The organism is Vibrio sp. V04_P4A5T148, assembly GCF_963875605.1.
In the GTDB taxonomy this organism is placed as follows: domain Bacteria; phylum Pseudomonadota; class Gammaproteobacteria; order Enterobacterales; family Vibrionaceae; genus Vibrio; species Vibrio anguillarum.
Map to the genome: position 1 here is coordinate 1 of NZ_CAWNMS010000051.1, position 23,808 is coordinate 23,808.

Below are 23,808 nucleotides of genomic sequence, written 5' to 3' on the forward strand. Positions count from 1 at the left end.
CGTCTTGAATCACCATGAAGAGTTTTTGCTTCTCTTCACTCTCACGACGCGCTGAGGCTTGCTCTAACGCTTGCGCTTTGATTTTGTACTTGCTGTCTAATTGACCAATTTCAATACGCAGCTTCTCGATCTCATCTTGACCTAGCAGTTCGCCATCACGTTTAAGTTTTTCAATTTTGGTTTTTGCTTCAGCTTGAATTGACTGTAGCTCTGCCCCTTTATCTTTAAACTCTTCTTGTAATTTTTGCAGCACAACTTCTCGTTGAGGTAATGCTTGGAATACTTGCGCGGTATTAATGTAACCTACTTTCTGCGCCGCCTCAGCGGCTTGCGCAAAAAATGATGAACTCAGTACAACTAGGCCCAATCCTGCCGCTTGAATCGCTTTTTTCAAAATACTTTCCTCTAATTAGAATGTTCTGCCGATCGTGAAAGTGAAGAACTCTTCATTATCACCTTCATAAATTTTAATAGGTTTGGCAATTGAAAATACCAATGGCCCCATAGGTGACATCCACTGTAGTGCCGCACCATAAGAGGAACGGTAATTCATTGGATCTGAGTAATCGTAATAATACTGATCACCATAACCGAGTTTCCCATCTTTGTAATCGAACTCTGTATCCCAAACGCTGGCCATATCGAAGAAGATGCTGGTGCGAATTTGGCTACGAGTTTCATCAGAGGCAAATGGCGTCGGTACAATCAGTTCTACACTGGCTAGCGCGACCGCGTTACCACCGACAGAGTCATCTGTTGCGCTATAGCAGCGGTTGTTGCCACCATTATTGCCATTACATCCTGTCGCATCGTTATAAATCGCTTTCGGTCCAGCCGAGTTAGATCCAAAACCACGCAAAGTGGTAAAGCCACCTGCATAATAGTTTTCATAGAATGGGAACAAGTTATCGTTACCATCCGTTTTCCCGTAACCATTACCATACCCTAAGCGTCCTCTTAGCAAGAGTGAAAACTCATGTTTTTTGGTTAATGGGAAATACTGGCGAACATCGTACTGCGCTTTGAAATACTTTACGTCTGAGCCCGGCACTGTCATCTTGTAGAAAGCGCGTTGGTGATTCCCCGCCGTTGGGAAAATGGTTCGGTTTAAATTATTGCGCGTCCATGAGATGTTGACGTCAAAGTCATTGGTGATCAAACTGCCATCATCGCTACGATTACTCGCTTGAGACTGTAAGAATTGACTGACTTGCACATACTCATCGATATTACCGATCTTGTTGTGCGTGTAACCGATACCGAGGTCAAAACGGTTTAATTCGTCAAATGGGAAACCCCACGTTAAACTTGTGCCGTAGCTTTCATTGGTATAATCAACAATACCAGCTTCAGAAGCCTCAAACTGGTTATAGAAAATCTTACCACCCAAACTGACACCATCAAGGTTCCAGTAGGGATCACGGTAATCTAAACTGATGTTCTTTTGATAGTCGTTCATCATGGCATTGATGCCAACTCGATTACCTGAACCAATGAAGTTGTCTTGTTGTAAACCAACCTGAAAACTCACGCCTGATTCTGTACCATAACCGACACCAAAGTTAACACTACCTGAGTTGGCCTCTTTCACGTTGTACACCAGATCGACTTGGTCTTCACTACCAGGTACACGTACGGTTTGCACATCCACTGTTTCAAAGAAGCCAAGACGGTTCAAACGGCTCTTACCCGTATCAATCGCTTTAGAGCTCAGCCAACTGCCTTCCATTTGACGCATTTCGCGGCGCAAAACTTCATCTTTGGTTGAGTTATTACCGACAAAGCGAATATCACGGACATAGATACGCTTACCCGCTTCCACATGAACAACCAAGGAAACTTCTTGCGTTTCATCATTAAATTCTGGGATGGTTCGAACTTGAGGATAAGCATAGCCAGCTTCACCCAATACTCGTTTTACATCTTCTTCAAGCTTGGTCACCAGTGAGCCGTTATAGGTTTCCTCGGCTTCAAACGGGATCAAAGCGGTAAATTCAGCCTCTTTGCCAATCAGCTCTCCGCGGAATTTAACGTCTTTGATTTTATAAGGCTGACCTTCGCTAATGCCTAAAGTGATATAAACGCCTTTTTTATCAGGAGAAATAGCAACTTGCGTGGAATCGACTTGAAACTTTAAGTAGCCACGGTCGAGGTAGAAAGAGCGCAAAGCTTCAATATCAGCGGCTAAGACCTGCTTTTGGTATTTATCATCAGAGAGGAAATTCCACCACGCCACATCGACATTCAAATTGAAGCGTGACAGTAAATCTTGGTCACTAAACACTTCATTGCCAATAAAGTTGATTTGCTGAATTTTCGCAGAAACCCCTTCACTGAACACAAATTTAAGGTCAGCACGGTTGCGAGGTAAAGGTGTTACCACCGCTTTTACGGTCGCGTTGTACTTACCCACGCTGTAGTAAAAATCTTCCAACCCCTTTTCAATGTTGCTCAAGGTCGTACGATCAAGCGCCTCACCGATGCGGATATTGGATGCATCAAGATTCTGCTGCAACTGCTCTTCTTTGATCGCTTTATTTCCAGAGAAGGAAACACTTGCAATGGTTGGACGTTCTTTCACCTGAACGATCAGAACGTTGTTGTCTCGTAATACTTTGATGTCTTCAAAGTTGCCCGAAGTGTAAAGTGCTTTGATAATATCCGCGACATCTTGTGCATCAACGGTATCGCCAATTCGAACGGGCATTTTAAGCAATGCAGCGCCGAGCGCAACGCGTTGAAGCCCTTCAATTTGAATATCCTGCACTACGAAATTCTCGGCACTATGTGCTGAGAGGCTGGTTGCCAATAGTGTCGCGAAAAGGATCTGTTTCATTGCCATATTTATTCTTGTTATTCCTTGCTACAACTTCTGCCTAATGGTTACAAATCACAGGCGACTAAAATCATTAAATATTGCCACAGCCATCAAAGAAAAGATGATCGCCCCACCAATTCGGTATCCCATTTCTTGAATCTTCTCTGGGACAGGACGACGAATAACGGCTTCAATTGCAAAAAACAGTAAGTGTCCGCCATCTAACATTGGCAGTGGTACTAGATTGATAATGCCTAAGTTGACACTAATCAGAGCCAGAAAACCCAAGAAATAGACCAAACCATAGTCAGCGGTGGTTCCAGCTCCTTTGGCAATCGAAATCGGCCCACTCAGATTATTCAACCCCACATCACCGACCACCAGTTTTTTCAACATGCTGACGGTTAAGTTGATCACTTGCTGTGTTTTTTCAACCGCTTTTCCGACTGATTCAAATACACCATATTGCAGCTCAAATCGATAACTTTCCGGCCATTCTGCGACTTTAGGAGCGATTCCGGCAAAACCTATCGTTTTGCCTTGCGGTAACTCACGAACGTCAGGCGTAAGCTCGATAGTCAAGCGTTGTTCATCACGCACAACAACCAATGAAACTGGCTGATTGGGATGGCTTTGTATCAACTCCACAACTTGCTGCCAATGGTTTATCTTCGCACCGTTGGCTTCGATCAAGGTGTCGCCAACTTCTAACCCGGCCTTCTCTCCGGCGCTGCCTTGAGAAACATTGGTTAGCGTCAGCGATATTTCAGGGACAAATGGTTTAAAACCCAACGCTCCCATAGCAGACTCTGTTTCTGGGTTAAAGTTCCAAGAACGGATATCTAATGTTTTGATTTCATCCACACCAATTTCATTATTGGTTCCGACGGTGAGCGTTAATTGTTCATCACCAATATGGCTAATCAGCCCCATATTGACCGATTCCCAATCTAAGGTATTCACTCCTGAGACTGCTTTGATCTGCATTCCTGACTCTAAACCCGCTTGAGCGGCGATCGATTGCGGGGCAATTTCGCCAATCACAGGTTTTACCGCTGGAACACCAATTAAGAACACGAGCCAATAGGCAAAAATGGCGAAGAAAAAGTTAAAAGCAGGCCCAGCACTCACGACAGCGACACGTTTCCACAATGGTTTTTGGTCAAAAGCTAAGGGTTTTAATTCAGCTGGAACATCATCAACACGGCTATCGAGCATTTTAACGTAGCCGCCGAGAGGAATAATTGAGAGGTTGTACTCGGTGCCATCTTTGGCTACTCGGCTCCAAAGTGATTTACCAAAGCCAATGGAAAATTTTTCGACTTTAATTCCGCAGCGACGTGCTACCCAAAAATGACCAAATTCATGCACAGCAACCAATATACCTAACGCAATGATGAAAGAGACGAAATTCCACAAAATACCACTCATAATAAATGCTCTTGTATGATTTGCTGGGCAATAGTGCGCGCCATTCTATCGAGCTCTAACAAGCTTTCCAAGTCATAGCAATGTAACCGAGTATGTGCTGCACACACTTTTGACAATACACGTTCATTAACTTGTGCGATATCGGTAAAACGAATTTGCTTATTTAAAAAAGCTTCAACGGCTATTTCGTTGGCTGCATTTAAAGAGGTGGTGGCATGTTGCCCTTGATAGCAAGCATCAATCGCCAATCCCAAACAAGGATAACGCTCGTAGTCCACATCCATAAAACTCAAATTACTTAATTTGGTAAAATCCAGTGCCGGAACACCCGCAGTAATGCGTTCTGGATAAGAGAGAGTTAAAGCAATTGGCGTGGACATATCGGGTTCCCCCATTTGCGCAAGCACCGAACCATCGCGGTACTGCACCATAGAGTGGATCACCGATTGTGGGTGGATTAACACTTTTAATTGCTGTTTCGATGCATTAAACAGCCACTTAGCTTCAATATATTCCAAACCTTTGTTCATCATGGTAGCGGAATCAACCGAAATTTTCGGCCCCATCGACCAGTTAGGATGAGCAATCGCTTGCTGTGGTGAAACATCAGCTAACGAGGATAAATCACTATAGCGAAAAGGGCCGCCAGAACCCGTGAGCAGAATATGTTGCACACCATGTTCTTGTAAATCACAGCGACCCAAAGAGCCTTGAATTTCAGGGGGTAAGCATTGAAAAATCGCGTTATGTTCGCTATCGACAGGGAGCAATTCCGCACCGTGTTTTTCGACCGCATCAATAAACAATTGGCCAGACATCACCAAGGCTTCTTTGTTTGCCAACAAAACACGCTTGCCCGCCTTTACCGCGGCCATGGTTGGTAACAAACCTGCTGCACCAACAATCGCCGCCATCACCGTATCCACCTCATCTAATGCGGCGACGTGGCACATGGCGTCTTCACCAAATAATACGGTTGTTTTTAAGTTCAGTGACTGCAATTGAGCTAAAAGCTCATCCGCCGCCTTTTGGTTTGCCATTACCGCATAAACTGGCTGCCAACGCTGACATAGCTCACGCATTTTATTGACATTATTTCCCGCGGCTAAAGCCACAACGGAAAAGTGTTCGGGATTTTGAGCCACGACTTTTAATGTGCTTGCCCCAATTGAACCTGTGGCCCCGAGAATCGTTAACTTACGCATAGCAACAACCGTGAATTAAGATTGAGGTAAGACAGCTTAACCCAAGCATTAGAAAATGAAATACAGTAGAGCAAAAACAGGAAATGCAGCCGTCAGGCTATCGATACGATCCAAAACGCCGCCATGCCCAGGAATAATATTACTGCTGTCTTTAATTCCTGAAACGCGCTTAAACATACTTTCGACCAGATCACCGAGCACAGAGATAATCACCGTCGCTAATGTAATACCGACCATCGACAGCGTGTTTGTAAACCGGATATCAAACCAATCAGCAGTAAACCACGCCACAATCAATGCCGTAATAATGCCACCAATCAACCCTTCAATGGTTTTATTTGGACTGACTGCTGGTGCCATTTTGTGCTTACCAAAACTTTTGCCCGCAAAATAAGCGCCACTGTCTGCAGCCCAAACAATTAAGCAGACAAATAGCACCAACTTAGCACCGTGGTATGGCTCACTCAAAAAGGCTTCTGCGCGTAAAAAAAGGACGCTCCAGAAAAAAGGAAGTAGCGTAAGCACACCAAAAAGGTGCCTAAGTAGATTGGATTTTTCCCACCATGGACGGGATTTAGGATAGGTAATAGCTAAAAAGCTAGAAAACAGCCACCAAGCCACCCCAACACTTAATATCACATAGTGATTCGAGTTCATGTTGGCTAGGCTAACGGCATCAGGGGAAATCAGTAGGTAACTTGCTCCACCAATAATAATGGCGGGTAACAGCGCCAGGTACCTAGATGTCGAATCGATAAACTGCGTCCATTCCCATACACCGACGAGCGCCACAAGGGCCAAAACGGCCATAAATAGGGGGAGTGGCAGTTCAAAAATGCCCAGCATCACCAGTGGAGCTAATATGAGCGCCGTGATAATTCGTTGCTTCAAACTAATGGATCCTTTATTTCTGTTCCATCAATGCCTTAACCTGTTCCCCTGTGCAGCCAAAACGGCGTTCACGGTTAACAAACCAAGTCACTGCTTCAATTAAACTTTCTTCACCAAACTCAGGCCAGTAAATCGGCGTAAAGTACATCTCTGCATAGGCCAATTGCCACAACATAAAATTACTAATACGACATTCACCGCTGGTACGAATGAGCAAATCCACTTCAGGAATATCAGACATCGTTAGCGACTGTGTAATCAGCGTCTCGTCAATCTGATCAGGAGAAAGCTCACCGCTCGCCACTTTGACCGCGATAGAGCGCATTGCTTCTGTGATATCCCATTTTCCGCCATAGTTTGCGGCGATATTAACGACCATGCCACTGTTTGATGAGGTTAACTCTTCTGCCTGAGCGATTTTTGTTTGTAAGCGTGAGCTAAAACGTGTTTTATCACCAATGACCCTAAGACGCAGATTGTTCTTATGCAGCTTTTTTACTTCTGTGGATAGCACAGTAATAAATAACTCCATCAACACGCCTACTTCAGCTTCCGGACGTCGCCAATTTTCACTGCTAAAGGCAAACAAAGTAACGGCTTTAATACCCAATTTCGCTGCAGTAGAAATCGTTCTTCGGACCGCTGCTACACCATTCTTATGACCAAATACACGAGGTTTACCTTGTGCTTTAGCCCAACGGCCATTTCCGTCCATAATGATTGCGATGTGTTGGGGTAATACATCAGATGAGAGGGATGAGTTTTGCATAAGAAATTAATTGATTACCAAACTGATAGGGCAAAATAGCATAAAAAACGCTGCACTGTGAGCACAGCGTTTTAGAAAGGCTAAAAAGAGCGAATTAAACTTCCATTAACTCTTTTTCTTTTGCAGCAAGAACTTCATCAATTCTCTTAATCGCTACATCGGTAAGTTTTTGAATCTCTTCTTGCGCTTTATGATCTTCGTCTTCAGAGATTTCTTTATCTTTCAGTAGAGCTTTTAAGTCGCCATTGGCATCACGACGAATGTTGCGAACCGCAACGCGACCACCTTCGGCTTCACCACGAACAATTTTCACCAAATTACGACGACGTTCTTCGGTCAGTGGTGGCAGTGGTACACGAATAACCGTACCTGCAGACATTGGGTTTAGACCCAAATCAGACATCAAAATCGCTTTTTCAACTTTTGGCGTCAACTCTTTATCAAAAACAGTGATCGCGAGAGTACGTGCATCTTCAGCTACAACGTTAGCGATTTGATTCAGCGGTGTCGAAGCACCATAGTAATCGACAGAAATGCCGGAGAGTAAACTTGGGTGAGCGCGACCAGTACGTACCTTAGAAAGGTTGTTTTTCAGGGCATCTACGCTCTTATCCATACGCTCTTGAGCGTCTTTCTTGATTTCGTTAATCACAAATATCACCTACTTGTTTTTTTGTTTTGGAGTGATTAGTCAGCGGTGCTAATTAGTGTACCTTCCGCTTCACCCATTACCACGCGACGTAGTGCGCCCGGTTTGTTCATATTAAATACGCGGATTGGCATTTTATGGTCACGCGCTAGCGTAAACGCGGCCAAGTCCATCACTTTTAGCTCTTTTTCAAGCACGGTTGTATAAGACAGCTTATCATACAGTTCTGCGTCTGGGTTTGCCACTGGGTCTGCACTAAATACGCCATCTACTTTTGTCGCTTTTAGAACCACATCCGCTTCAATTTCAATACCGCGCAAACAGGCAGCAGAATCAGTTGTGAAGAATGGGTTACCAGTACCCGCAGAGAAGATCACAACACGGCCTTGACGTAGTTGGCTGATAGCATCGGCCCAATTGTAATCGTCACACACACCTTTAAGAGGAATGGCAGACATCACGCGCGCATTCACATAAGCACGGTGCAAAGCATCACGCATTGCCAAACCATTCATTACGGTTGCCAGCATTCCCATGTGGTCGCCCACAACACGGTTCATGCCCGCTTCAGCAAGACCTGCGCCACGGAATAAGTTACCGCCGCCGATGACAACACCCACTTGAACACCCAGTTCAACCAGTTCTTTTACTTCCTGTGCCATGCGATCTAACACCGCAGGATCAATACCAAAACCTTCTTCGCCTTGTAGCGCTTCACCGCTAAGTTTTAACAGGATACGTTGATAGGCTGGTTTAGGGTTCGTAGTCATGGAGCTTACCTTCCAAATAGAGAGTTGTTAATTAACAGTCATGATTTAAAACTGAATACTGAATTCTAAATCATCACAATTAGTCTCAATATGCCATTCGTAAAAAGACCGCAGCCTTGGCTACGGTCTCTTTTTAGGCAAAATCGCTAGGATTAACCTTTTTGAACCATTGCAACTTCTTCAGCGAAGCTAAGTTCTTGAGCTTTCTCAATACCTTCACCAACTTCTAGACGTACGAAGTTAGTAACGGTTGCGCCTTTAGCTTTCAGCATTGCGCCAACAGTTTGAGAAGGATCCATGATGAACGCTTGACCAGTAAGTGATACTTCACCTGTGAACTTAGTCATGCGGCCTTCAACCATTTTCTCAGCAATTGCCGCTGGCTTGCCAGATTGCATTGCGATTTCGATTTGGATTTCACGCTCTTTAGCCACAACTTCTGCTGGTACATCTTCAGGGTTCACGTACTCAGGTTTTGCAGCAGCAACGTGCATTGCTACGTGTTTGATGGTCTCTTCATCCGCTTCACCAGCAACCACAACACCGATACGGTCGCCATGGCGGTATGAACCAACTTTAGCGCCTTCGATGTAATGAACGCGACGGATAGTGATGTTTTCACCAATTTTAGCAACAAGAGCAATACGTGCTTCTTCAAATTTAGCTTGAAGTGCTGCGATATCTAGACGCTCAGCAAGTGCAACCTCTAGAACTTCGTTAGCGAACGCTAGGAAGCTTGAATCTTTTGCTACGAAGTCAGTTTGGCAGTTCACTTCTAGAAGTGCTGCAAAACCATCAGCTTCTTTAATTAGGATAGTACCTTCAGCTGCGATGTTACCTGCTTTTTTCGCTGCTTTAGCTGCGCCGCTTTTGCGCATGTTTTCAATTGCTAGTTCGATGTCAGCGTTTGCTTCTACAAGCGCTTTTTTACATTCCATCATACCTGCGCCAGTACGCTCGCGCAGTTCTTTTACTAGAGCAGCAGTTACAGTTGCCATTCTCTATTCCTCAGTTGATTCTGGTGGTAAAAATCAGGGGCCGATTGTTTGGCCCCTGATGCTAACTATAACTTGTTCAATGCATCAATCGTGTGACACATATAATCAAGTGTGACTCAGAGCCGCTATTATTCTGCTTCTACGAAACCGTCTTTTGCAGCGGCAAGTGCAGCTGCATCTTTGTTACGACCTTCGTTAACCGTTTCTGCAACAGCATTTAGGTAAAGCTGGATTGCACGGATTGCGTCGTCGTTACCAGGGATAATGTAGTCAACGCCATCTGGGTTAGAGTTAGTATCAACAACAGCGTAAACTGGGATACCTAGGTTGTTTGCTTCTTTAACTGCAATGTGCTCGTGATCTGCATCGATAACGAATAGTGCGTCAGGTAGACCGCCCATATCTTTGATACCACCAAGAGATTTCTCTAGCTTCTCCATTTCACGAGTACGCATTAGAGCTTCTTTCTTAGTTAGCTTATCAAAAGTGCCATCTGTTGCTTGAATTTCAAGCTCTTTTAGACGCTTGATTGACTGACGAACAGTTTTCCAGTTAGTTAGCATGCCGCCCAACCAGCGGTTGTTAACGTAGAATTGGTTGCTTGCGATAGCCGCTTCTTTAACAGCTTCAGATGCTGCGCGTTTAGTACCAACGAAAAGAACTTTACCTTTTTTCTCGCCAACTTTTTGTAGCTCAGCTAGAGCTTCGTTGAACATAGGAACAGTTTTTTCTAAGTTGATGATGTGAACACGGCTACGAGCACCAAAAATGAATGGCTTCATTTTTGGGTTCCAGTAACGAGTCTGGTGACCGAAGTGAACACCAGCTTTTAGCATGTCGCGCATTGATACAGTTGCCATTTAAAAATCCTCTATGGGGTTAGGCCTCCACATTCCCCATGTATCCGACCCCTAACATCTATTCGGTTGTTGCCGATAGTTTTATTGTTGGAGCACCCCGGAACACGTGTCGGAATGTGTGTGATTTAAAGATAATGTGTTTAGAAAGGAAGGTGGGCTTCGTCATTTCAGAAGAAAACGCACTTCGATTCCGGCGCGCTTTATACCATATTTAGCCCTTCTCTGGCTAGAAAAAAATACGACACATCATGGCCTAGGTAAGCTGTAGTTATGCAAACAATTCTTACTTACCGACAGGGATCCCTTGCGATTCATCCATGCACTGCTAGAATAACGCCCATTCGCACAGTTAAGTGCTCAAGAATTAACGCATAGAGAAAGCCGATGTCTGTAAAAATCAAAACTGCTGAAGAAATAGCCAAAATGCGCGTCGCGGGTAAACTGGCTGCCGATGTCCTTGAGATGATTGAACCGCATGTAAAAGTGGGCATCACCACTGAAGAACTTGACCAGATCTGCCACAAGTACATCACTGAAGTACAGCAAGCGATTCCAGCACCATTGAATTACCACGGTTTTCCTAAATCGATCTGTACCTCTATCAATCACATTGTTTGTCACGGCATTCCGGCAACTCAAGATACGCAGTATGGGCAATTACAGCGTCCAGCGGTACTGAAAGAGGGTGATATTCTGAACATTGATATCACGGTTATTAAAGATGGCTACCACGGTGATACCTCAAAGATGTTCTTTGTCGGTGAAGTGTCGCCAGCAGATAAGCGCCTATGTCTTGTTGCGCAAGAGTGTCTTTATATCGGCATGAAGAAGGTCAAGCCCGGTGTTCAATTGGGTGAGATTGGTACTGCGATCGAAAAACACATTAAAACCAATAATAAAAATAACCCACGCCTTAAATTTTCGATTGTGAAAGATTATTGCGGCCACGGTATTGGCGCTCAATTTCATGAAGAACCACAAGTGGTTCACTATAAAAACGGCGACAGAACCGTACTGCGTGAAGGGATGATTTTCACTATCGAGCCAATGATTAATGCGGGTAAATTTGGTTGCCGCCTTGATGATGAAGACAATTGGACGGTTTACACCGCCGATGGCAAAAACTCAGCGCAGTGGGAACACACCATTTTGGTTACCGCCACTGGCTGTGAAGTGCTGACGCTGCGTGAAGAAGAAACCATTCCGCGTCTGATGCATAACGCCTAATTACATCGAACCAAAACCTTATCAATCAATATCCCTCTTGCAGGGATATTTTTTTATCTGCAGTGATTTGATACAGTCAGTCTACGTTGTGACATATCACCAGCATGGATTGCCGTTATGCCTTTTCAGTCTCCCCTCACCTTTACTGATACACAACTCACTATCGGCGAGCTTAAACAACAACTTGAACAGTTCACTCAGTATCAGAAACATCAATTTTTGCACCACCATCCGGTCAACGACCTGGTACTAGGCCGCTCTGAATATATGGACCAACTGCTCTACAGGTTATGGGAACATTATTCATTTTCGCAGGTTCCAGACATCAGTTTAGTGGCCGTCGGAGGCTATGGCCGCGGTGAACTTCATCCTCTTTCGGACATCGATATTCTGGTCGTCTCCAATCATACTTTACCCGCGGAACTCGGCAGTAAAATTAGTGAATTTATTACCCTGCTGTGGGATTTGCGTTTAGAAGTAGGCCATGCCGTGCGTACCGTGCAGCAGTGCGCTGAAATTGGCCGTGAAGATTTAACCGTCGCAACAAACTTACAAGAAGCTCGGTTATTATGTGGTAGCGAAGAGACATTTTATAAACTCAAGATGTTGATTCATTCCGAATCGTTTTGGCCAAGCGAAACCTTTTACCGCGCCAAAATTCAAGAACAGCGCGACCGACACGCTCGTTACCATGACACCACTTATAACCTTGAACCCGATATCAAATCGACTCCTGGAGGCTTAAGGGACATTCATACTTTAAGCTGGGTGGCTAGACGCCACTTTGGTGCAACATCACTGCTTGAAATGAGTCGTTTTGGTTTTTTAACTGATGCTGAATATCGTGAGCTAGTAGAGTGCCAAGACTTTTTATGGCGCGTGCGCTTTGCGCTGCACATTGAATTAAAACGCTATGACAATCGGCTTATTTTTGCTCATCAAGCTCAAGTGGCAGAACATCTGGGCTTTACTGGTGAAGGGAATCGCGCAGTCGAGATGATGATGAAAGAGTTCTACCGTACGCTACGTCGTGTTGCGGAACTCAACAAAATGCTCCTGCGTCTGTTTGATCAAGCCATACTCAATAACGGCGAAGAAGCCGTGGCAGAAATTTTAGATGATGATTTTCAACGTCGTGGCAACTTAATAGAAGCTCGTAAACCCGCGCTTTTCCAAGCTCGCCCTGAAACAATTTTGGATATGTTTATTCATATCGCCAATGATTCCAGCATCGAAAGCGTCGCACCCACAACCATGCGCCAGTTGCGTACAGCCAGAAGGCGGCTCAATAAATTCCTGCACACCATTCCCGAAGCGCGTGAGAAATTCATGGCATTGGTACGTCACCCTAACGCACTACATCGTGCGTTCAGCCTGATGCATAAATTAGGCGTGCTCGCCGCTTATCTTCCCCAATGGAGCCAAATTGTTGGACAAATGCAGTTCGACCTATTCCATGTTTATACGGTCGATGAACACAGCATTCGTCTTCTCAAACACATCAATACCTTTAGCTACGCACAAAATCACGATAAACACCCCATCTGTTGCGAAGTCTACCCACGTCTCCAGAAAAAGGAGATGCTGATTCTGGCCGCTATTTTTCACGACATTGCCAAAGGGCGTGGCGGCGATCACTCTGAAATCGGTGCGGTAGAAGCCTATGATTTTTGTATTGAACACGGTTTATCAAAACCTGAAGCAAAATTAGTCTCTTGGCTGGTACAAAACCACCTCTTGATGTCGGTAACGGCGCAAAGACGCGACATTTACGACCCAGATGTCATTACCGAATTTGCCAAAAAAGTGCGCGATGAAGAGTATCTCGAACATCTTGTTTGCCTGACTGTCGCGGACATCTGCGCTACTAACCCTGAGCTTTGGAACAGTTGGAAACGCACCTTACTGGCAGAGCTATATCACTCAACACAGCGGGCACTTAGGCGTGGGCTTGAAAACCCGGTAGATGTGCGCGATCGCATTCGCCACAACCAACAAATGGCATCCGCATTGCTTCGTAAAGAAGGCTACAGCGCACGCGAAATTGAAGTGCTTTGGCAACGCTTTAAAGCGGATTACTTTTTGCGTCACACTCACAAGCAGATCGCTTGGCATTGTGAGCACCTACTCAAACATAGCGACCCAAGCCAACCGCTGATCCTAATGAGCAAAAAAGCCACTCGTGGCGGCACTGAATTGTTTGTTTACACTAAAGATCAACCTGCCCTCTTTGCGACTGTGGTTGCTGAACTGGACCGTCGAAATCTCAATGTTCATGATGCGCAGATCATGTCGAGTAAAGATGGCTACGTCCTTGATACCTTCATGGTACTGGATCAAAACGGCCATGCAATTGACGAAGAGTGTCACCCATCGTTGATCAAACACCTACTCAGTGGGCTAGAAACGGGTTGGCAGAACAAACTGAAATTGCGCCGCACGCCACGTAACTTGCAACATTTTAAAGTCAAAACTAAAGTCGATTTTTTACCCACCAAAAGCAATAAACGAACCTTAATGGAATTAGTCGCACTTGATACTCCGGGACTGCTGGCAACGGTCGGAGCCACATTTGCTGACTTAAACATTAACCTGCATGGTGCAAAAATCACCACCATTGGCGAACGAGCAGAAGACTTGTTTATTCTCACCGGTTCACAAGGCGGAAAATTGAGTGAAGAAGAAGAGTGCACGTTACGTGAAATGCTGATTAAAAATGTTTCTGAACTCGCGCCAAATTAAACGGAAAAGGAAAGCGATCTGGTCCACAACTTGAACCATTGATATCACGATGAACTATCTCGGGCGAGCATGGACTGCTACATTGAAATGGTTCATTGATGTGTCACAAAATACAATAGAGGTTGCCTATGTATCCCTACCTCACCGGTTTAGGCATTCAAGATCCTAAACAGATTGAGCGCTATTCACTTCGTCAAGAAGCCCATAAAGATGTGTTGAAGATTTACTTTCATAAGCAGAAAGGCGAGCTGTTCGCTAAAAGCGTGAAATTTAAATACCCTCGACAAGTAAAAAATGTATTGGTCGATAGCGGCAGCCATCAATACAAAGAGGTGACGGAGATCAACCGTAATTTAACCTTGGTGATTGATGAACTAAATAAAATCACTAAGCCGGTTCCTATGAGTGATCTCGATCTGAAGCAAAAAATATTGACTGACTTGCGCCATTTGGAAAAAGTGGTCACGAGCAAAATCGCTGAAATTGAAGCTGACTTAGAGAAGCTAAAATAGTCTCAAGACAGTAAAGTAACTTTAGATACCCAGAGCATCGAATAACCCTGTTTCAGATAACTCTTCACTGACAAAAAAGGTTCCCAAAGGAACCTTTTTTATTACTAAGTCTAAGCCGTCAATCAATATTGAACGCTGACCATGTTATAACCAACCCGCCCAAAAGCCGACCCAATACAGCGCAATCGCGGATACAACACCTGCCACGATATCATCGAGCATAATCCCCAAACCACCATGCACTCGTTTATCTAACCAACTGATCGGCCACGGTTTGAGCATATCGAAAAAGCGAAACAGCACGAATCCAGCCACCAGCCATTTCCAATCTAAACTGGGCAATTCAAACAGTGGCACGACTAGCATTGTTATCCAAAAACCGGCAAATTCATCCCACACAATCGAACCGTGATCATGCACTTTCATGTCGTCAGAAGTCACTTGGCAAATTTTCACGCCCACCAAGCAAGCCAGCACAACCACGGCGCAATACACAGTGAGAGGTAGCTGTACTAACAGCAAATAAAAAGGCACTGAGGCAAGCGTTCCCATTGTGCCGGGCACGATAGGCGATAGGCCACTGCCAAAACCCGTGGCCAAAAGATGCCAAGGGTTCTTTAATGAGATTAATGCGATAGGGTTTGTCATCCGTTCACCTTAAAATGATCATAGCCGCTTAACTGCCAATTGAGTTTTTTTCCTTGATGCTGGAGCTCAAAAATACCCTGCGGGCGAATTTGGCCAATGCAACTCACCTTGCAACCGCAATGAGCAAGCGCACTTTCGATGGAACCTCGGTTATGCTCTGGAACAGTGAAACACAACTCATACTCTTCACCGCTGGTTAGTGCATATTGCTGTGCTATTTGTCTCTCGCCCACAAACTGCAACAGCTCTTGCGAGATAGGCAACGCACCGACATCTAAACTCACCCCAACATTTGAACGATGCAAAATATGCTTGAGATCAGACACCAAACCATCGGAAATATCAATTGCAGAAGAAGCCAAATGAAGCAATGCTTGGCCAGCAAGAATTCTTGGCGTTGAGAGATAGTGACGCTTTTCAAGCTCTTGGGCAAAAGGTTTATGGCGTAAGCTTGGGTCAAGAACCACATCGAGCCCTGCTTGGCTATCACCGAGTTCACCAGTGACGTAAACCCAATCTCCCACTTTGGCTCCACTGCGCAGCAGCGCCAATTCTTGTGGCACAAAACCTTGTACTGTCAAGGTAATGCTCAGTGGTCCTTTGGTTGTATCTCCACCAATTAGCTGAATATTGTAGTAATTCGCAAGTTCGAAAAAAGCATCACAAAAGGGTTTTAGCCATGCTTCATCGACACTGGGTAGAGTGAGTGCGAGCGATACCCAAGCAGGCGTTGCCCCCATCGCAGCCAAATCACTGATGTTAGATGACAATGCTTTATGAGCCACCCAAGCCGGATTCGCATCGGTTAAAAAATGAGTGCCGGCGACTAAGGTGTCGGTACTGATGGCGATCCGAACATTTTCTGGTGCTTTGACCAATGCACAATCATCTCCTAGAGCAAGAGAGACATCTTTACGTTGTGACTGACGGTTAGAGAAATAGGTATCGATTAAATTGAATTCACCGAACATAAAAAATTCCCTGCCCTGAGTTTTTATTATGTACATCATTTCTCATCGCTTAGGGCTTTCGCGGAGAAAGATCCGTCATAAAAAAGGTCAGCGAATGCTGACCTTTTATTTTAAAACGACTTATTATTTTTTGCGTACATGTGGGGCGGCTTTATCAAGCACGCCATTCACAAATTTATGGCTATCTTCAGCAGCAAATACTTTTGCTAACTCAATCGCCTCATTGATGACCACTTTATATGGCACATCATCGCGACGAGTCATTTCGTACATGGCTAAACGAAGTAACGCCAATTCCATCATGTCTAAGTCTTGCATTGGACGAGACACGAAAGGACGCAATTTGCTATCTAGCTCTGTGTGGCTTAGCACTACACCCGTGAGTAGATCACGGAAATATGCAACGTCGGTTTCTGGAGCCGCTAACGCTGGCTCAGCAGCATGATGCTCTTCTTCATCATACTTACCACCCGAGAGGAATTGCTCTTCGATAGTGGCAACATTTTCTTTTGTAATTTGCCAAGAATAAATTGCTTGTAGCGCAAATTGACGTGCATTACGACGTGCGGCTGGTTTCACACTGGCCCCCATTAGGAATCGATTTCTGAAAGAACGTTAATCATCTCAAGCGCGCTTAGTGCAGCTTCTGCACCTTTGTTACCAGCCTTGGTTCCCGCGCGTTCAATGGCTTGATCGATGGTATCAACAGTTAGAACACCAAATGCCACTGGAAGGCTGTATTCCAGAGACACTTGCGCCAAACCTTTATTGCATTCACTGCACACATAATCAAAGTGTGGCGTACCGCCACGAATCACAGTGCCAAGAGACACGATAGCGTCGTATTTACCCGTTTTTGCTACGCGTTGAGCAGTAAGAGGTAATTCGACAGCACCAGGGCAGCGAACAACAGTAATATTGTCATCGCTAACTTGTCCGTGACGCTTTAAAGTATCGATTGCACCAGAAAGCAGGCTTTCGTTAATAAAACTGTTGAAACGAGAAATAACGATAGCAATTTTTGCATTTGGTGCGGGGAAACCACCCTCGATCACTTTCATAAGCCTTCCTTTAACTATATACACAAGTGAGAATCGCCGGATTCTAGCACAATTTTGTGAGCAATATCTAATGGAAATTCGGCTTAGACGGCAAACCAAGCGGCTAATCAGCGAAATAATAAAGGAAGCGTTGGGCTTCCTTTATTGGTTTTATTACGGTGTATTTTTAAATGTGACCTTAGGTTTTAAGCGCTAAAACGAGATGACATTATTGGCAGACATACTCAGTCACATTCAAGCCGAAACCGCCTAAAGCGTGATACTTTTTATTGGCTGAAGAGAGTAAACGCATATCACGAACACCTAAATCCGCCAGAATTTGTGAACCAATCCCCACACGGCGTGAAGTACCTTGTTTTTTCGCTAAAGTAGGCGCTTGGCCTTTGTCTTGTTGCTCAAACATTTTAACGCGATGGATCAATAAGTCGCTCGACTCTTCATTACCTAAAATGACCAATACGCCGCCCTCTTGGCCGATACGCTGCATCGCTTTATCTAAAGTCCAACTGCGTTCAGCATTGCGATCGCTACGCAGTAAATCGGTAAAGGTATCGTGCAGATGAACTCGCACCAATGGCGCTTGACCATCCAATGTGCCTTTTTGCAATGCGTAGTGGATCTGATTATCAATCACGTCGCGGTAAGTGATCAGTTCAAATTCACCGTATTCTGTCGGCAACTTGCACTGTGCAACACGCTCAATGGTCGTCTCCGTATTGTTACGGTATTCAATCAGATCAGCAATCGTACCGAGTTTTAAACCATGTTGCTCGGCAAACACTTCAAGATCAGGGCGACGCGCCATGGTGCCATCATCATTTAAAATTTCGACGATCACAGACGCGGGCTCTAACCCAGCGAGGCGCGCTAAATCACAACCGGCTTCCGTGTGTCCAGCGCGAGTTAAAACGCCCCCCTCTTGCGCAGCCAGTGGGAAAATGTGCCCAGGTTGCACTAAGTCTGAAGCTTTCGCCTCTTTCGCCACCGCAGCTTGTACCGTCACGGCGCGATCGGCCGCTGAAATGCCGGTAGTTACGCCTTCGGCCGCTTCAATCGAGACGGTAAAATTGGTGGTGTATTGAGCATTATTATCCTGCACCATAGGAGCCAAGCCTAAACGCTGACAACGAGCTTTAGTCATGGTTAAGCAGATCAGGCCACGACCAAATTTAGCCATAAAATTAATCGCTTCAGGAGTAACGTGCTCGGCGGCCATGATCAAGTCACCTTCGTTCTCACGATCTTCGTCATCCATTAAGATGACCATTTTCCCAAGGCGAATATCTTCAATGATCTCTTGCGGGGTACTTATTGGCATACTCTATTTTCCTATCGCTGAACTATTTTCCGCACAGTCCCTGACTTAGATTTATCCACGACCGTGGTGGCATGGGACAATGCGCGGTTTACGCAAAACCATTTTGTTGTAAAAATGCTAAGCTAATTTTTGACTCTGGTGTCTCTTCATCTTGCTGGTTTTGCAGCAAACGCTCCATATAACGCGCGAGCACATCCACTTCCAAATTCACTTTACGCCCAACATGAAATGCATCAATGGTCGTTTCGGCAGAAGTGTGAGGCACTATGGTCAGCTTAAAGGCATTCTTTCTTAAATCATTCACAGTGAGGCTGATACCATCTACTGTAATTGAGCCTTTTTCAGCCACGTATTTATTCAATGCCGGTGGGATCGCTACCCAAAACTCTATCGAACGACCAACAGGATTTCGTTCAATGATTTCACCAACACCGTCAACGTGCCCAGAAACAATGTGTCCACCAAAACGAGTGGTCGGCAACATGGCTTTTTCTAGGTTGACCTTGTCACCAACTTGATAGTGAGCAAACCCGGTTTTGTTGAGCGTTTCTAGTGAGAGATCCGCTGTATATTGAGTGCTGTTATAATCTACCACGGTCAAACAGACACCATTTGTGGCAATACTGTCACCAAGTTTGACATCGCTCATATCAAGATGACCGACTTTCACGGTCACGCTGATGTCTTCACCTTTGGGCGTAATCGCGGCAAGTGTACCTACCGCCTCGATAATTCCTGTAAACATGCTATTTATCTTTTATTTTAGGTACGGCAATGATCCGAATATCCGGCCCAACTTGTCGTACATCTTTGATGATTAACTCTAGCGTATCCGCCATGGAAGATAGCCCCAAAGCACCAAATAGCCCCCGACCATCACTACCCATGATTTTAGGCGCTAAGTACAAAATGATCTCATCGACCAATTGGGCTTGGATCAGTGAACGAGCCAGTGTGGCACCAGCTTCTACCCAGAGATGATTCATTTGTGACTGCTCAGCTAAATAAGCTAAGGTATCCGCTAACTCAAATTGTGTCTGGTTGCTATTGAGCAATGACGTATGTTCAGTGCCAAGCACCAATACTTCACCGGAATGTTGATACAGCTTTAGACCATCATGGAGTTGGTTTTGCCTATCAAGAATGACTCGCACTGGTTGGCGTAACTGATGTTGTGGGTAGTTCACTTGCACTGATGGAGGCAGTTCATCCCAACGCACAGTCAATGAAGCATCATCTTCAATCACTGTTTTGCTGGTCGATAAAATCCCACCCGCTTTGGCGCGAAATTTTTGCACATCTCGCCGCGCGGCCGCTGAAGTGATCCATTGACTCTGACCATTATTGAGTGCCGTTTGTCCATCAAGACTTGCGGCCATTTTCAATTGGACAAAGGGCATCCCACTTGTCATGCGTTTAATAAAACCCGGATTGAGCGCGATGGCATCCGCTTCTAACAAACCGACTTCGACTTCAATCCCAGCGTCATGCAGCATTTGAATACCACGCCCAGCGACTTGAGGATTCGGATCTTGCATTGCGCAAATCACTTTCGCCACTTTGGCGTTAATCAAGCCTTCAGCGCAAGGCGGTGTACGGCCATGATGCGAGCAAGGCTCTAAAGTGACATAAGCGGTAGCGCCTTGCGCTTGCTCTTTTGCCATGCGTAAGGCGTGCACTTCGGCATGCGGCTCACCAGCACGCGCATGAAAACCTTCACCAACAATCTGCTCTCCTTGAGTGATCACGCAGCCGACATTGGGGTTAGGTTGAGTGGTAAAAACGCCACCTTTGGCAAGCTCAATGGCTCGCGACATCATTTGATAATCAAAAGGAGTAAACATAAGCGATTAATCTTCCAGCTTCGCGATTTCTTCACCAAACTCACGAATATCTTCAAAACTGCGATACACGGAGGCAAAGCGGATGTAAGCGACTTTATCGAGTACTTTGAGCTGCTCCATCACCAAGTTACCAATCATTTTACTTGGGACTTCTCGCTCACCAGTAGCTCGCAACTGAGATTTAATCATACTGATTGCAAGCTCAATCGCATCGGCGCTGACGGGGCGTTTTTCTAATGCTCGCTGTATACCACCGACCATTTTATCTTCGTTAAACGGTTCACGATTTCCATTTGATTTGATGACTCTTGGCATCAAGAGCTCGGCCGATTCAAACGTGGTAAAACGTTCATTACATGCCAAACATTGACGGCGACGGCGCACTTGATGGCCATCTGCGACAAGACGAGAATCAATCACTTTGGTATCGTTCTCTGAACAAAAAGGACAATGCATATCACCTCCATAGCAATGAGCATCAGTGTACCGGAATTAGTACGCAAGTTGAACGCAAAAGGGGCATCAGCCCCTTTTCAATCTCTATTTTGTTAACAACCACACTTTGCGTTATCCATAACGAAAAGAACTTAACGGCGTGATAAGTAATTGGCTTTGCCAACCCACTTGTAACTGGTCAACTCTTCTAAGCCCATCGGCCCGCGAGCGTGCAATTTTTGGGTCGAAACGGCCACTTCAGCGCCTAAACCAAATTGAGCTCCATCGGTAAAACGCGTCGAAGCATTGACATACACTGCAGCAGAGCCCGCTGAATTAATAAACAGCTCTGCATTAAATAGGTCATTTGTCATGATCGCATCCGAATGGCTTGCATTGTGTTCACGCATATGTTCAATCGCTTGCTGCACGTCATCGACCACTTTGACGCCCAAAGTGTAACTTAGCCATTCGGTGTCAAAATCGCCCTCAACGGCCTCTCTCAACTGTTTTGCATGGCTCATGCAGGCTTGGGCTTTTGGCTCGACAACGAAGATCACTTGATCATTAAGTCGTAGCACCAGTTTTGCCAAAAATTCACTGGCAATCGCTTGATGAACCAGCAAAGTATCCAGTGCGTTGCACGCAGAAGGGCGCTGAATTTTGGCGTTTTCAATTACCTCGACTGATTTGTCCAGATCCGCCGATTGGTCAACAAAAATATGGCTAATGCCAAAACCACCAATAATCACCGGAATCGTGCTGTTTTCTTTGCACATTTTATGTAGGCTAGCGCCGCCGCGCGGAATGATCATATCAACATATTCATCAAGCTTGAGCAGCTGTGAAACCAGTTCGCGATCCGGTTTCTCAATATACTGCACCGCAGCCGCTGGAAGTTGCGCTTTTTCTAGCGCCGATTGAATAACGTTGACTAGTGCCATATTGGAGAAAAAGGTCTCTTTCCCTCCCCGTAAAATACTGGCGTTACCCGTTTTTAAACACAATGCTGCAATATCAATGGTTACATTCGGACGCGCTTCATAAATAACGCCCACCACACCTAACGGTACTCGGCGGCGAGACAATGACAATCCGTTTTCAAGCACTCGGCTATCGATTTCACTACCGACAGGGTCATTGAGATTAATCACATTACGCACGTCATTAGCAATGGCTTGCAGGCGTGATTCATTGAGCAATAGGCGATCAAGCATGGCATCGTTCAACCCGGCTTGGCGGGCCAGTTCGATATCTTGAGCATTCGCTTTTAAAATCGCGACGCTCTGCGCCTCCAGTTCATCGGCAATGATCGCTAATGCATTGTTTTTTTGTGTCGTTGAAACGGTAGCGAGCTGGAAAGCGGCCTGTTTGGCGGCTTTACCCATTATGGTTAAATCCACTTTCTTTTCCTTACTATTCTTGGATCACAACAAGATCATCGCGATGAATGACTTCTGAGCCATAATCGTAACCTAAAATGCCTCCGATATCTTTGCTGTGTTTGCCCGCGATTTTGGCTAAATCTTGACTGGAATAAGCGGCGATGCCACGGGCAATTAATACGCCTTGTTTATCGGTTACTCGCGCCACTTCACCACGTGCAAAAGTACCACTGACATTCACTACCCCTTTCGCTAATAAGCTACTGCCATTCGCGACTACAGCGTTGACGGCTCCGCCATCAATGACAATGTCACCAGAAGCGGCAGGACCCGCTAAAATCCAGCGTTTGCGGTTTTCTAACGCTTCGGTACATGGCAAGAAACGGGTGCCTTGCGGCGCATCACTTAAAGAATCAAAAATAACGTTGCTGGCACGCCCTGCGGCGATAATGACTTCAATCCCTGCACGACGAGCAATATCAGCGGCCTGAAGCTTAGTTGCCATACCTCCGGTGCCAAGCGTAGTACCACTACCCCCAGCGATTTTACGCAAGGTATCATCAATGGTTTTGACTTCTTTAATTAGTTCAGCGTTAGGATCTTTACGCGGGTCTGCGGTGAAGAGCCCTTTTTGGTCAGTGAGCAGCAATAGTTTATCGGCACCGCATAAAATACCGACCAGGGCTGACAAATTGTCGTTGTCGCCCACTTTGATTTCACTGGTTGCCACGGCATCATTTTCGTTGACGACGGGAATAATATCGTGTTCGACCAGAGCATTAATGGTGTCTCGTGCATTCAAAAAACGCTCACGGTCTTCCAGATCGGCACGAGTCAGTAGCATTTGACCAATTTTAATCCCATAGATGGCAAAAAGAGATTCCCATGCTTGAATCAGTTGACTCTGCCCAACCGCAGCAAGCAACTGTTTGCTAGCCATTGCGTTGGGGAGTGCGGGGTAACCTAAGTGTTCTCGACCAGCGGCAATTGCGCCCGACGATACAATCACCACTGAGTGGCCTTGCTTTTTCAGTTCAGCACATTGACGGACAAGCTCAACCATATGAGCTCTATCTAACGCCAAAGTACCACCGGTTAATACACTGGTTCCTAGCTTCACAACGATTGTTTGAAGTTGCACCGCTTTTCCGCTTTGTTGATTCGTTGTCATGATTTCTTCTGAAATGGAAAACACATAAGAGCTGATGTTTTAGCAATCAAAGCAATAATTCACAAGTAGAAAAGGTGCTAAAAAGCACCTTTTTCATCACGAG

Annotated in this window: 23 protein-coding genes; 3 read left to right on the forward strand and 20 right to left on the reverse strand. The window is 45.3% G+C overall.

Annotation, left to right across the window (positions count from 1 at the left end; all coding sequences use genetic code 11):
* The 10 genes from AACT18_RS11100 to rpsB all read right to left on the reverse strand — a co-directional run.
* The coding region (locus AACT18_RS11100; RefSeq protein ID WP_094146646.1) for an OmpH family outer membrane protein at nt 1-394 on the reverse strand (394 nt) is incomplete at its 3' end.
* 15 nt (nt 395-409) lie between these two features.
* Nucleotides 410-2,842 carry an outer membrane protein assembly factor BamA gene (gene bamA, locus AACT18_RS11105; RefSeq protein ID WP_017046601.1) on the reverse strand — a complete coding sequence of 811 codons (2,433 nt, stop codon included), beginning with the start codon at nt 2,840-2,842 and terminating at the stop codon, nt 410-412.
* 48 nt (nt 2,843-2,890) lie between these two features.
* Entirely contained in the window at nt 2,891-4,249 is a 1,359-nt protein-coding gene (gene rseP, locus AACT18_RS11110) for a sigma E protease regulator RseP (RefSeq protein WP_013856210.1), read from the reverse strand.
* Nucleotides 4,246-5,454, reverse strand: a complete 1,209-nt coding sequence (ispC, locus tag AACT18_RS11115; protein WP_094124761.1) for a 1-deoxy-D-xylulose-5-phosphate reductoisomerase — start codon at nt 5,452-5,454, stop codon at nt 4,246-4,248. Before ispC ends, rseP begins: the two co-directional genes overlap by 4 nt.
* A 48-nt stretch (nt 5,455-5,502) precedes the next feature.
* Entirely contained in the window at nt 5,503-6,345 is an 843-nt protein-coding gene (locus tag AACT18_RS11120; protein ID WP_017047317.1) for a phosphatidate cytidylyltransferase, read from the reverse strand.
* A gap of 13 nt (nt 6,346-6,358) precedes the next feature.
* Nucleotides 6,359-7,114, reverse strand: coding sequence for an isoprenyl transferase (locus tag AACT18_RS11125; RefSeq protein WP_013856207.1), 756 nt, complete (start codon nt 7,112-7,114; stop codon nt 6,359-6,361).
* Nucleotides 7,115-7,208: 94 nt separating this feature from the next.
* On the reverse strand, nt 7,209-7,766 hold the full coding sequence (frr, locus tag AACT18_RS11130) for a ribosome recycling factor (RefSeq protein WP_010320122.1): 558 nt from the start codon (nt 7,764-7,766) through the stop codon (nt 7,209-7,211).
* A 35-nt stretch (nt 7,767-7,801) separates the two neighbouring features.
* Nucleotides 7,802-8,533: a UMP kinase gene (gene pyrH, locus AACT18_RS11135; RefSeq protein ID WP_010320123.1), complete on the reverse strand. Its 732-nt coding sequence runs from the start codon at nt 8,531-8,533 to the stop codon at nt 7,802-7,804.
* 152 nt (nt 8,534-8,685) lie between these two features.
* Nucleotides 8,686-9,531, reverse strand: coding sequence for a translation elongation factor Ts (tsf, locus tag AACT18_RS11140; RefSeq protein WP_017044010.1), 846 nt, complete (start codon nt 9,529-9,531; stop codon nt 8,686-8,688).
* A 128-nt stretch (nt 9,532-9,659) separates the two neighbouring features.
* Entirely contained in the window at nt 9,660-10,391 is a 732-nt protein-coding gene (gene rpsB, locus AACT18_RS11145) for a 30S ribosomal protein S2 (RefSeq protein ID WP_013856204.1), read from the reverse strand.
* A 384-nt stretch (nt 10,392-10,775) separates the two neighbouring features.
* Between rpsB and map the strand changes: the two genes are divergently transcribed.
* The 3 genes from map (at nt 10,776) to AACT18_RS11160 (ending at nt 14,872) form a co-directional block, all read left to right on the forward strand.
* On the forward strand, nt 10,776-11,618 hold the full coding sequence (gene map / locus AACT18_RS11150; RefSeq protein WP_017044011.1) for a type I methionyl aminopeptidase: 843 nt from the start codon (nt 10,776-10,778) through the stop codon (nt 11,616-11,618).
* Nucleotides 11,619-11,735: 117 nt separating this feature from the next.
* A complete protein-coding gene (gene glnD, locus AACT18_RS11155) occupies nt 11,736-14,360 on the forward strand; it encodes a bifunctional uridylyltransferase/uridylyl-removing protein GlnD (protein ID WP_017046598.1) in 2,625 nt (874 codons plus the stop codon).
* A gap of 128 nt (nt 14,361-14,488) precedes the next feature.
* On the forward strand, nt 14,489-14,872 hold the full coding sequence (locus AACT18_RS11160; protein ID WP_026027637.1) for a DUF3461 family protein: 384 nt from the start codon (nt 14,489-14,491) through the stop codon (nt 14,870-14,872).
* 144 nt (nt 14,873-15,016) lie between these two features.
* Here AACT18_RS11160 and pgpA read toward each other — a convergent pair whose 3' ends face one another.
* The 10 genes from pgpA to proB all read right to left on the reverse strand — a co-directional run bounded on the left by pgpA (nt 15,017) and on the right by proB (nt 23,705).
* A complete protein-coding gene (pgpA, locus tag AACT18_RS11165; protein ID WP_013856199.1) occupies nt 15,017-15,520 on the reverse strand; it encodes a phosphatidylglycerophosphatase A in 504 nt (167 codons plus the stop codon).
* A complete protein-coding gene (gene thiL / locus AACT18_RS11170; protein ID WP_094123770.1) occupies nt 15,517-16,491 on the reverse strand; it encodes a thiamine-phosphate kinase in 975 nt (324 codons plus the stop codon). The genes pgpA and thiL overlap by 4 nt, the downstream gene beginning before the upstream one ends.
* Nucleotides 16,492-16,614: 123 nt before the next feature.
* The gene (gene nusB / locus AACT18_RS11175) at nt 16,615-17,082 is read right to left on the reverse strand and encodes a transcription antitermination factor NusB (protein WP_013856197.1); all 468 of its coding nucleotides are present in this window, start codon (nt 17,080-17,082) and stop codon (nt 16,615-16,617) included.
* Nucleotides 17,082-17,552, reverse strand: coding sequence for a 6,7-dimethyl-8-ribityllumazine synthase (gene ribH, locus AACT18_RS11180; RefSeq protein WP_026027639.1), 471 nt, complete (start codon nt 17,550-17,552; stop codon nt 17,082-17,084). Before ribH ends, nusB begins: the two co-directional genes overlap by 1 nt.
* Before the next feature lie 208 nt (nt 17,553-17,760).
* Nucleotides 17,761-18,870: a bifunctional 3,4-dihydroxy-2-butanone-4-phosphate synthase/GTP cyclohydrolase II gene (ribBA, locus tag AACT18_RS11185; protein ID WP_013856195.1), complete on the reverse strand. Its 1,110-nt coding sequence runs from the start codon at nt 18,868-18,870 to the stop codon at nt 17,761-17,763.
* 88 nt (nt 18,871-18,958) lie between these two features.
* Nucleotides 18,959-19,615, reverse strand: coding sequence for a riboflavin synthase (locus AACT18_RS11190; RefSeq protein ID WP_010320134.1), 657 nt, complete (start codon nt 19,613-19,615; stop codon nt 18,959-18,961).
* A 1-nt stretch (nt 19,616) separates the two neighbouring features.
* The gene (gene ribD / locus AACT18_RS11195; protein WP_094124762.1) at nt 19,617-20,714 is read right to left on the reverse strand and encodes a bifunctional diaminohydroxyphosphoribosylaminopyrimidine deaminase/5-amino-6-(5-phosphoribosylamino)uracil reductase RibD; all 1,098 of its coding nucleotides are present in this window, start codon (nt 20,712-20,714) and stop codon (nt 19,617-19,619) included.
* 6 nt (nt 20,715-20,720) lie between these two features.
* Entirely contained in the window at nt 20,721-21,170 is a 450-nt protein-coding gene (nrdR, locus tag AACT18_RS11200; protein ID WP_010320136.1) for a transcriptional regulator NrdR, read from the reverse strand.
* A 131-nt stretch (nt 21,171-21,301) separates the two neighbouring features.
* Complete coding sequence (locus AACT18_RS11205; protein ID WP_094124763.1) at nt 21,302-22,552, reverse strand: glutamate-5-semialdehyde dehydrogenase; 1,251 nt, start codon at nt 22,550-22,552, stop codon at nt 21,302-21,304.
* A 13-nt stretch (nt 22,553-22,565) separates the two neighbouring features.
* The gene (gene proB, locus AACT18_RS11210) at nt 22,566-23,705 is read right to left on the reverse strand and encodes a glutamate 5-kinase (RefSeq protein ID WP_038148735.1); all 1,140 of its coding nucleotides are present in this window, start codon (nt 23,703-23,705) and stop codon (nt 22,566-22,568) included.
* Nucleotides 23,706-23,808: the final 103 nt, after the last annotated feature.